The 10822-nt window shown below is 74.2% G+C and carries 8 protein-coding genes; all 8 read left to right on the forward strand.

Annotated elements, in window-relative coordinates; translation table 11 throughout:
- Position 1 precedes the first annotated feature (1 nt).
- The 8 genes from ABZ887_RS11100 (at position 2) to ABZ887_RS11135 (ending at position 10812) form a co-directional block, all read left to right on the forward strand.
- Positions 2 to 2749 (forward strand): hypothetical protein, encoded by a 2748-nt coding sequence (locus ABZ887_RS11100; protein WP_361286064.1) that lies wholly within the window; start codon positions 2 to 4, stop codon positions 2747 to 2749.
- On the forward strand, positions 2746 to 6210 hold the full coding sequence (locus tag ABZ887_RS11105; RefSeq protein WP_361286067.1) for a right-handed parallel beta-helix repeat-containing protein: 3465 nt from the start codon (positions 2746 to 2748) through the stop codon (positions 6208 to 6210). Before ABZ887_RS11100 ends, ABZ887_RS11105 begins: the two co-directional genes overlap by 4 nt.
- 127 nt (positions 6211 to 6337) lie before the next feature.
- On the forward strand, positions 6338 to 6673 hold the full coding sequence (locus ABZ887_RS11110) for a WXG100 family type VII secretion target (RefSeq protein WP_361286070.1): 336 nt from the start codon (positions 6338 to 6340) through the stop codon (positions 6671 to 6673).
- 41 nt (positions 6674 to 6714) lie between these two features.
- Positions 6715 to 7005, forward strand: a complete 291-nt coding sequence (locus tag ABZ887_RS11115) for a WXG100 family type VII secretion target (RefSeq protein ID WP_361286073.1) — start codon at positions 6715 to 6717, stop codon at positions 7003 to 7005.
- Between the two features lies 1 nt (position 7006).
- Positions 7007 to 7630, forward strand: coding sequence for a hypothetical protein (locus ABZ887_RS11120; RefSeq protein ID WP_361286076.1), 624 nt, complete (start codon positions 7007 to 7009; stop codon positions 7628 to 7630).
- A 23-nt stretch (positions 7631 to 7653) separates the two neighbouring features.
- Positions 7654 to 9966: a WXG100 family type VII secretion target gene (locus ABZ887_RS11125; protein WP_361286079.1), complete on the forward strand. Its 2313-nt coding sequence runs from the start codon at positions 7654 to 7656 to the stop codon at positions 9964 to 9966.
- A 41-nt stretch (positions 9967 to 10007) separates the two neighbouring features.
- Complete coding sequence (locus ABZ887_RS11130; RefSeq protein ID WP_361286082.1) at positions 10008 to 10439, forward strand: YbaB/EbfC family nucleoid-associated protein; 432 nt, start codon at positions 10008 to 10010, stop codon at positions 10437 to 10439.
- Positions 10432 to 10812 carry a WXG100 family type VII secretion target gene (locus ABZ887_RS11135; protein ID WP_361286085.1) on the forward strand — a complete coding sequence of 127 codons (381 nt, stop codon included), beginning with the start codon at positions 10432 to 10434 and terminating at the stop codon, positions 10810 to 10812. The genes ABZ887_RS11130 and ABZ887_RS11135 overlap by 8 nt, the downstream gene beginning before the upstream one ends.
- Positions 10813 to 10822 lie beyond the last annotated feature (10 nt).

Consider the following 10822-nt stretch of genomic DNA (forward strand, 5'->3'; position numbering starts at 1 on the left):
GGTGGCCCGACTCCGGCTCCGCTCGACTCCCGTGGGCGACGCCCTGCTGATCCACCCCAAGGGCAGCTTCGACCACCGGGCGGCCGCGTTCGCCGGCGGGATCGCCGAGGACCCGCTGCACACCCTCGCCGTGGTGGACCTGCCCGGCGACGCCCTCACCACGGAGTGGGAGGGGGTGGCCCGGCTGCTGTCCGCCGCCCGGTACGGCAGCCCGCGGCTGATCTTCGGCCGGGGCACCCCGGACGACATCCGTACGGCCTGCCACCGCATCGCCGACCGGCTCGAACGCGAGGTGCTCGCCCCGGACGGCGACCTCGTGCCGACAGTCGGCGGCGGCCTGTTCGTACCCGGTGACGACGGCGCGGCCTGGCTGCGGTTCCGGCCCGGCCATGACCCCGAGCCGGTGGCCCAGCGCTTCCCCAAACCGCACTGGGAGTTCTCCGTACCGGCCCGCACCCGGCAGGCCGGGCCGCACACCGTCGCCCAACCGCTGCCCGCGGGCGTGTGGTTGCGCCACGCCGCCCCGGATCCCCTGGCCGCGCACCACCGGCGCACGGTCGAGGCCGTGGCCACCGACCAGCACCGCTACCTGGTCGTCCTCGGCAGCCCCGGCACCCCGCCGCTGTCCCTCGACGACATGACCCGCTTCTGGGAGACCACCGTGCTCCCCGGCGCCCGCCCCGCGGTGCGCTTCGTCCTGTACGGCGCCCTCGACGTCCCCGGCGACCCCGCCGCCTCCGGGCAGGCACTCGCCGACGCCCTGGGCCACCCGGCCGTCCTGTACGACGGCCTGCCCGACGACCGGGCCGAACCGGCCGAGACGACGTACCTCCCCAGCACTTCCGTTCCGCCGGCACCGGACCCCGCCGTACCGCCCCGGCCGCCCCTGCCACCCCGGCCGCCCGCGCCGCTTGTCCGCACGGAGTCCGGCACCGCAGGCACCCCGGACACCGCGCCCGGCCCGGCCCCGTGGCACGCGGAGGCCGAGGCGACGCCCCCGGCGGAGCGGCCCGCCGCACCCGACACCGCCGATGCGACGGACCTCTCGGAGGCACCGACCGTCCGCAACGCGGCCAGCACCGACAGCGACAGCCACAGCGACAGCGGTGACGGTGACGGCGGCGGGGATCCGGTCACGGACCCCGCCGCCGGACACGGCAGCGGCGCGGCAGACCTCGACGACGCACCCACCGTACTCAGCAGGGGTCACGCCGCACGGAACAGGGGCAAGGCCGACACATCGGGAGAGGCAGCCGAAGGACGAGCGACATCGGCGTCGGCGTCGGCGTCGGGACCAGCACCGACACCGGCATCGGCTCGGGTCCCGGCAACGGAGTCCGGACCGGCGTCAGTTCCGGCCATGGAGCCGGAGACGGCACCGGCCCCTGCCGGGGATCCGGCGACGGAGTCGGAGACGCGGGCGGCCCCGCAGCCCCATCCCGTTCCCTCGTGCGAACCCCTGCCTTCGTCCGAACACGTACGCTCTGCCGAACCCGTGCACCCGGCCGAACCCGTGCACCCGGCCGGAGTCGTGCCTTCGGCCGAAATCCCGTCCCCGGCCGAAGTGGTACCCCCAGCCGGAGTCGCGTCCCCAGCCGAACCCACGCCCCCCACCGCAGCCGCGCCTCTCGTCGGAGCGGCACCCCACGCCACAGCCACCCCGGCGGCCGAGCCCGCACCCTCACCCGCCCCGCCCGTGCCTCCTCCCGCCCCCGCGCAACGGCCCATGCCGCCCGCCTCGCCACGGTTCCGGTTGGAGTCCGCCGCGCCCGAGCCGGAGATCGGCGAAATCGACGGCATCGGCGATGTCCACGGCGTCGACGGCGTCGGCGTTCCGTCGGCGGCGGCCGCCCCGGGCCCGGGGCCCGGGCCCGCCCCGGGCCCCGTCGCCGTGTCGTCGGCGGACGCGCGAGCGGATGCCGTGCGGGTGCAGCCCGTGCCGCGTACCGCGGCCTGTGCGCTGCCTCCGGAGCGGGGTGTCGCGCAGGAACGGGACTGGATGCGCCGGACCTTCAGCGAGCAGTACAACGCCCTGGCCGGCTCGGTCTCGCGCGTGATGTCGGAGTCGCCCGGACTGCGCGGCCGGTCCAGGACGGAGGCCGCGGACGCGCTGACCGACCTGGTCGCCGTACGCCTGTACCTGTCCGGCGATCCCCGCCGGGCCGACGCCGCCGTGCGTGAGGCCGTACCCGGACCGCACGTGCCGTTGGCGCGCTGCGTGACCGCCGGTCTGCGGCGGCTGCCCTCCTACCGGGGCCCGGCCCTGCTGCGCACCCGGCTCGGCGAAGCGGAGCGCGCCTGGTACCGCGAGGGCAGGCTCGCCACCGAGTGGGCCTTCTGCCACGCCCGTACGGCGCTGCACCCCGGCCCGCGCGGCAGCGGCGCCGTCGACATCCTGATCTGGTCGATGACCGCGCGGCGCACCAGTTCGCTGGACCCGGCCGTCCCCGACCGGGTGGTGTTCCTGCCGGGCACCGTCTTCAAGGTGCTGCGCGCCGACGGCTCCGCCGTGCTGATGCGGGAGTTGTCGCCGTCGGAGGCCGCGGAAGCCGCGGAAGCCGGTGCCGAGCCCCAGGGCGGGCGGGGCGGCGACGTGGCCGCGAAGCTCGACGAGATCGCCGTCAAAGGCCTGGAGAAGATTCTGGACGCGCTGGAGCGGACCGGCACCGACGCCGGGGCCGAGAGCGCCGATCCGCCCGGACTGATCGTCACCCGCCGAGCGGTCCGTAAAGAAGGAGCCGAGCAGTGAGCAGGCAGGTGTTGCTGGTCTCCCCGGAGCGTCCGGGCGCCCACCGTACGATCGCCGGCGCGCTGGCCGAGGCGGCGGAGGGGGCGCTGATCACGGTCGCCTCCGGCCGGTACGAGGAGTCGCTGGACATCGTCCGGCCCGTGACGCTGGCCGCGGAGGGCGGCGCCGGGACCGTACGGGTGCACGCGCCCGCCGGGAGCACGGTCGTGGTGCGGGCCGAGGCGGTGCAGCTGTCCGGGCTCGTCCTGTCGGGTGCCGACCGGGAGGCCCCGGTCCTCGACCTGCGGCGCGGGCAGTCGGCGCTGGACGGCTGCCGGATCGAGGGCGCGGCCTGGACGGCCGTACTGGCCTGGGACGAGGGCACGCTGGCCGCCCGCGGCTGCCGGGTGACCAACCCGCACGGCGCGGGCGTGGTGGTCACCTCGTCCGGCGGCAACGTGCTGTCGGAGACCGAGATCACCGAGGCCGGCTCCTCGGCCGTGGTGGTCGCCGAGCACGGCCGCCTCGACATCCGGGACTGCCGGCTGGACCGCCCCCGGGGCAACGGCGTCTGCGTCAACGGCAACGCCTCCGCGACCGTCGAGGGCATCCTCGTCACCGGCAGCGGCAAGCCCGCCATCGCCGTCGAACAGGAGGCGCGCGCCGCGCTGCTCCGGGTCACCGTGACCGGCAGTACCGCGCTGGACGCCTACCTGACCGGCCGGGGCGAGACCACGCTCACCGACTGCGCCTTCTCCGGCTCGGGCGGGCAGTCCGTGCACATCGCCGAGGGCGCCGCGCCGCATCTGCGCGGCTGCACGGTGAGCGGCGCGGCCCGCAGCGGCATCCAGGTCACTGGAGGCGCCCGGCCCCGCCTGGAGGACTGCGAGATCACCGGCACCCCGGTCGGGCTGCACGTCACCGGCGCGGCGACCGCCGTCCGGGCGACGGGGCTCGTCGTCCGGGACGCCACGACCGCCGCCGTGCAGGCCGCCGACGCGGGTACGGCCGAGCTGGAGCGGCTCACCGTTACCGGCGACGCGGGTGCCGGGGTCCGGGCGCAGGGCGGTGCCCGGGTGACGCTGCGGGACGCCGAGATCGCGATGACCGGCGGTGGCCAGGGAACGACGACGGGGCCGGGACCGGGGCTGGGGCTGGCCGGATCGGCAAGCGTGTTCATGGCCGGCTCCGTGCTGCGCGGGTGCGGTGCGGTCGTCGGCGAGGACGCGGAACTGACCGCGCACGACACCGAGTTCACCGGTTCGCCGGGGGACGCGGTGCGGGTGCTGGCGGGCGGCTCGTTCACCGCCGTCGGGTGCCGGATGACGGGCGCGGGCGGTCAGGGCGTCAACGCCCACGCCGACGCCCGTACCGACCTCGGCAACTGTGCGGTCCAGGACAACGCCGGTGACCGGCCCACCGACCGCGCGGGCGACGACTTCGGCGGGCACGGCAGGGACGGCGGCGGCCACGGCGGGCGCGGCAGGGATGTCGGCCGGCACAGCGGCGGAGACCCCGCTACCGGCGGACCGGACGCTCCCGGGACCCCCGGCCAGCCGCCGGCCGTCCCGGACGGCTCCCGCTCCGCCACCGGACCGCTCGCCGAACTGGACGCGCTGGTCGGCCTGGAGAGCGTCAAGCTGGAGGTCACCGGGCTGATCAACCTCAACAAGATGACCAAGCGGCGCACCGAGATGGGCCTGCCCATGCCGCCGATGAGCCGCCACCTCGTCTTCGCGGGGCCGCCCGGCACCGGCAAGACCACCGTGGCCCGGCTCTACGGCGCGGTCCTCGCCGAACTCGGCATCCTCGGCCAGGGCCACATCGTCGAGGTGGCCCGCGCCGACCTGGTCGCCCAGATCATCGGCGGGACCGCCATCAAGACCACGGAGGTCTTCAACAAGGCCCTGGGCGGGGTGCTCTTCATCGACGAGGCGTACACCCTGACCAACCAGTCGCGGGGCACCGGGCCGGACTTCGGCCAGGAGGCCGTCGAGACGCTGATGAAGCTGATGGAGGACCACCGCGACGAGATCGTCGTCATCGCGGCCGGCTACTCGGAGCACATGGACCGGTTCCTCGCCTCCAACCCCGGTATGGCCTCCCGGTTCGCCCGGACGATCGAGTTCCCCAACTACTCGCCGGAGGAACTGGTCACCATCGTCCGCGGCCTGTGCGCCAAGCACTACTACGAACTCACCGAAGACGCCCTGGACGCGCTGTCCCGCTACTTCGAGGACGTCCCCAAGGGCCCGACCTTCGGCAACGGCCGGGTCGCCCGCCAGGTCTTCGAGTCGATGATCGGCGCCCAGGCGTCCCGGCTGGCCACCCATCCGCCGGGCCACGACAACGAACTGAGCCTCCTGACCGCCGCGGACGTCACCCCGGCCCCCCGCCCACCGTCCCCCCGGCCCACCACCAACCCGCCGAACACCCATCCCCCGGCCACCACCCCCACACCCGAGCCAGAGCCCACACCCACACCCGCACTGCATACGCCGCCTCCGACACCCGCACCGACTCAACCTCCGGCATCCGCACCGACCCTGCCTCCGCCCCATCCCCCATCCCGGTCCCCGTCCCCGCCCCCGTCCCCCGACCCCGCAGCCCTTGCCCCCGCAGCCCTCGCCCCCGGCCCCGCAGCCGCCGACGGCGAATCCGCCCCACAGGGGCCACCCGCACCCGACCACGAAACCGTCACGGGTGGTGCGGGTGGGAAAACAAAGGCCGAAGGCGAAGCCGAGGCCACCCGCCACCTCACCACCCTCACCGGCCTCACCCCCGTCACCGACGCCCTGGCCACCCGCCTGGACACCCTCGTCAAGCTCGGCCAGGGCACCGCAGGTCTGGCGGACGTCATCCTGGAGGGCGCCCCCGGCAGCGGACGCCGCGCCCTGGCCGCCGCCTACGGCAGGGCGCTCGGCGAACTCGGCATCGTGGCGTCCGGCGCGCTCACGCACGTACCGCTGTCGGTGGTCCCGGCCCGCTGGGCCGTACAGCCGCGCGCGTTCCTCGCCGACGCGTTCCGGCGCGCGGCCGGCGGCCTGCTGACCGTGACGGCGGACCCCGCCTTCGAGGCCCGCCCGGAGCCCGAACGGCACGCGGTCGTCGACGCGTTGGCCGTGGAGACGGCGGCCCGCGACCCGTACGGCCCGGTGCTGGTGCTCTGCGGCGGCGCCCCGCGCCTGATGGAACTGCTGCGCACCCGCACCGACCTGGCCGGGGCGTTCGCCGAGTACCTGCGGCTGCCTTCCTGGACCGGCGCGGGTCTCGCGGAACTGACCCGGCGGCGGCTCACGGCCCTGGGCTTCGACGTGCCCGACGACGTCCGCACGGCGCTCGCCGCGCAGGACCCGGCGCACGGCGCGTACGGCGCGCACCGGCTGGCGGACCGGATCGCCGCCCGTGCGGGCGCCCCCGTACTGGTCCTCGCCGACCTGGCGGGCGAACTCCCGCTGGCGGAGGCGCTGGCGGCCGGCTGACGGGCCGCAGGGACAGAAAATCACGCCCGGCGGGGCAGCGAGTCCGGTTTCCGGCCCCGGTCCGGCGCCGCGCCGGACCACCATCACGAACGACGACCCCAACGTCCCCGGCAGGAGAGGAACGGCCATGGCCGCCAACACGAACACATCGGTCGACACTTCGGGCATGCGGACCGCCCAGGGCAGCTTCCAGACCGCCCTGGACGAGGTCAACAGCACGTACACGCAGATGCAGAGCCAGATCGAGGCGCTGCGCGCCAGCTGGACCGGTGACGCCTCCACCACCTTCCAGAGCGCCATGGACACCTGGCTCACCGACTTCGGCACGGTGAAGCAGCAGTTGGAGCTGATGCTCCAGAAGCTCCAGGCGAACACCGGGAGTTACGACACCACGCACCAGCACACCTCGGACGCGGCCACCCAGCTGCACAAGAGCATGTCCACCCCGCTGCCCGGCTTCTGATCCCCGATCCCCACCACCACCCCCACACACGAGGAGCGACCATGCCTACGTACACCGTCAACATGAACCAGGTCGAGTACGTGGTCGGCGAGATGACCGCGATCAGCGGGAAGATCCAGGCGGCGCTGTCCGAGCTGGACGACAGCGCCAAGGTGCACCTGAGCGAGTGGACCAGCGACGCCCGCGCCACCTACGACGTCGCCAAGGCCAAGTGGGACGCCGCCGCGGCCGACATGGTGACCCAGGCCCAGAACGCCACCAACGCGCTCGGTCAGATCAACGAGTCCTACTACGCGGGCGAGCGGCACGGCGTGAGTCTCTGGGAGCAGTGACATGACGGACGGCATCAGCGCCGAGAGCAACAGCAACTCCAACAACAACAGCAGCACCACCACCGGGTCCACCGGCGATCACCACTACCACGGCGGCACGGACGTCCTGCACGTCCCGGGCATCCTCACCGACCTGCACCCCTTCGTGCCCCCGCCGGTACCGGGCGGCGACGGGCACAACGGGACCTCCGTCAGCACGCCGTCGCTGGACCTGTTCGCCTCCAACATCGATCTGCTGATCCAGCCGGTGCGCGACGTCGCCACCAAGCTGACCGATGTCTCGGTCGCGCCGGGCGCCTTCTACCACGCCAACGTGATGCGCACGACGGTCAACGGCCCGAATGCCGACGCCGGTCTCAAGAAGAGCTACGGCGACGCCCTGTCGGCCCTGGTCCGGGGTCTGACGGACCTGCGGGACGGCGTACGGGGGCTGAGCCACAAGTACGCCACGACCGAGGACGCCAACGGCATGACGGCCCAGGACCTCGCGGACGCCCTCACGACGACCACCGCCGACTTCAACACGATGATGACGTCGAACGGCGGCAGCGGCATGACCACCACCACCGGTACCGGCAACCCGAACAGCAACACCGGTTCCGGTAACTCGAACACCACCACCTAGGCGCGCTCCGCGGGAGGGCGAAAGTGCCGGACTACAACAGCGGCGGCTTCCACCAGGGCGACGACGGGACGATCTTCGGGAACCCCGACGGCACGGCCACCGGAAGCGTCACGGACTACGACAACTGGGACTGGAAGCAGATCAAGGCCGCCGTCTACGGCATGTCGTCCGGGGTCTCGACCGACGCCAACCTGGCCCACGCGCGCTCGATCGCCGACCCGCAGTCGCTGCTGGACGCGGCCAACGCCTTCTTCCACGTCCAGCGCACCCTGGAGGGCGTCACCAAGAGCCTGGTCGACCAGGCCAAGGCGCTCGCCGGCGACAACGGTCCGTGGGGCGGCAGCGCGGCCGACTCCTTCCTCGACATGATGACCAACTTCTCCCGGCAGGTGAAGGCCAACGCCGATGTCCTGTCCGGGGGTTCGACCGGCGACCACTCCATCCCGCACCAGCTCGCCAACAACGCGATCTCCTTCCAGAGCGCACAGAACCTGCTGGCGGAGATCGACTCGTTCTACGCCGACGAGGCCCAGCGGATGGGCGTCACGCCGATGGCCGACGGGCTGATCCCGATCAGCCAGAAACCCGAACTCGTCGCGATGATGACCGACGACATGCGCGCCGTCCTCAAGAGCCTGGCGCACTCCTACCAGGTCACCACCGACGCCATCGTGAACCCGACCCCGGTGACCTCGCCGACCGACAACCCGAACGGCTCCGGTGACGACAACGGTCTCCCGGACCCGAACGACGGCCTGAACACCGACCCCGATCTGGGCGGCGGGTCCGACAGCGGCATCGGCGACACCGGAAACCTGTCGGACCTCTCCGGCTTCCCCGACACCGGGCTGGGCACCGGCGACGGCATCGGCGGCGTCGGTGACCTCGCCGGTCTGGACGGCTCCGGCGATCCCACCTCCTTCCCCGGCGACCTCGGTCTCGACGGCGCTACGGACAGCGGGCTCGGAACCGGCGACGGCATCGGCGATCTCGGTGACCTGGGCGATCTCGGCAGCCTCGACCCGTCGGCCATCGACAGCGCGCTCAACCCGCTCTCCTTCCCCGCCCTGGGCAGCCTGCCCGGGCTGGGCAACAGCGGTCTCGGGGCCGACGGCGAGAGCTCGCTGGGCGGTCTGTCCTCGGCCGACCCCGCCGCCTTCGGCGACACCGGGCTGGACGACGGTCTGGGCGACGGCCTCACCGGCGGACTGGACGACGGGCTCGCCGACGGCCTGTCCGCCGACGCCCTGTCCCCGTCCCAGCTGGCGACGTCCTCCGGGATGCCGTACATGCCGGGGATGGGCGGCAGCGGGGCGAACGGTGCCGGACTCACCTCCGAACCCACGGACGCCTCGGGGCTGCTCGACTCCAGCGCGGACCCCTGGGAGGGCGAGGAGGCCCCCGGCGACGAGGTCGGCTCGGAGCTGGGTGCGGCGGCCGGCGGCGAGGGCCTCGGCACGGCCGGGATGCCGTACATGCCGGCCATGGGCGGCATGGGCGGAGCCTCCGGCGCGGGCCGGGACGGCGCCGGCGAACGCACCGACGCCTCCGGGCTGCTCGACGGGAGCGCCGAGCCCTGGGAGGGCGCGGAGGAGTCCGAGTCCGGCGACGACGAGGCCGGCTCCCCCACCGGAGCGCTGCCCGGAGTCCCGTTCCTGCCCGGCTTCGGCATCACCACGGGCACCACGGACCGCGCGGACGGCCGGACCGGCGAACGCGTCGCCGAGCCGACCGCCGTCGCAGCAGCAGCAGCAGCAGCAGCAGCAGCAGCCGATGGGAACACGGCCGAGGAGGCCACGGCCGAAGGGAGCGCGGCTCCCGGTACCGCCGGAGCCCGACCGGCCACCGCGTCCGCCGCTCCCGCCTCCGCCCCCGCCACGGCCCCGGTCGCCGTCGGTTCCGACGGACTGCCGCTGCCCGCCGGCGAGCACGGCGACGACTCCGCCGCGGCGGCGCGGCCCCTGCCCGACGACGGCGAGGAGGACTTCTCCGTCTGGGAGGTCGGGGCCGGCGTGGGCGCGTCCGTCCCGCTGCTGTGGGCGCTGAACGGTGACCGTGAGCGGGAGGCGGACCCCGAACAGGGCGCGTCCGCCGAGCCGCGCACCACCTGGCAGCCGGACCGCACCGCCACCGGGTCACCGGCCGGTACCGGTACCACCGCCCTCCGCGAGGCGGTGTGCGGGGACGGCGGCCCCGAACCGGAGGAACCCCAGGAGCCGGCGGAGGCCGGGGAAGAGCCGGAAGAGGAACCGCCCGCCCGCGGCATCGCGGACCTGCTGGTCCAGCACCAGAGCACCTGGGGCACCGTCCCCGGCGACTCCACCGCCGCCCTCTGACCCGCCACCCTCTGACCCGGCCCGCGAGGAGACGAGTTCCCGTGCCCAGCCCGTACGACCAGCAGATCGAGGATCTGCTGGACCAGTACCGCCGCCAGCGTGACGAGGCCGCCGCGACCCGGCGCCGGATCAACGAGACGACGGCGACCGTGACCGCCCCGCGGCAGACCGTGAAGATCACCGTCGGCGCCCAGGGTGACGTCACCGCCATCGAGTTCCCCACCGGCGCCTACCGCCGGATGGCCCCCAAGGAGCTGGCCGACGTACTGCTCACCACCCTGCGGCAGGCCAGGGCCGAGGCGCTGGAGGGCGTCGCGGGCGTGCTCGCCGAGCAGTTGCCGCCCGGGGTGACCGTGCCGGACCTGCTCCAGGGCCGGGTCGACCCGGCCGCCGTACTGCCCGAGGACCCGGCGATGCCGGACTCCGTACGCGACTACGTCGACCACGGCTTCCAGGGAGAGACCCATGAGTGACCGCAGCACCTTCTCCGTCGACACCGCCCGGCTCGGCCAGTCCGCCCCGCAGATGCAGGAGCTGGCCGCGCGGATCCGGTCCATCGCCACCAAGCTGGACGGCCGGCTGGAGTCGCTCGGCGCGTGCTGGGGCGACGACGAGAGCGGACGGCAGTTCCTGGAGCAGTACGCGGAGCCCAGACGGCAGCTCAGCGAGGGCATCACGGGCGTCGGCAACGTGCTGGACAGCACGGTCGACGGCATCCGCACCATGGCCAGGGGCTTCGCCCGGACCGAGGAGGCGAACGTGGAGGCGCTGCGCGCCGTCACACCGTCCTCGGACCCCGTGACGACGGGCGGCGACTCCTCCTCGTCGCACCACACCCGGCGGTGAACTCCCCGGT

This window comes from Streptomyces sp. NPDC047061, assembly GCF_040643955.1.
GTDB lineage: Bacteria > Actinomycetota > Actinomycetes > Streptomycetales > Streptomycetaceae > Streptomyces.

What these genes read in the sequence shown, in the direction of transcription:
- ABZ887_RS11110 (WP_361286070.1), top strand. Translation starts at nt 6,338, where the DNA reads ATGGCCGCCAACACGAACACATCGGTCGACACTTCGGGCATGCGGACC.
- ABZ887_RS11115 (WP_361286073.1), top strand. Translation starts at nt 6,715, where the DNA reads ATGCCTACGTACACCGTCAACATGAACCAGGTCGAGTACGTGGTCGGC.
- ABZ887_RS11120 (WP_361286076.1), top strand. Translation starts at nt 7,007, where the DNA reads ATGACGGACGGCATCAGCGCCGAGAGCAACAGCAACTCCAACAACAAC.
- ABZ887_RS11135 (WP_361286085.1), top strand. Translation starts at nt 10,432, where the DNA reads ATGAGTGACCGCAGCACCTTCTCCGTCGACACCGCCCGGCTCGGCCAG.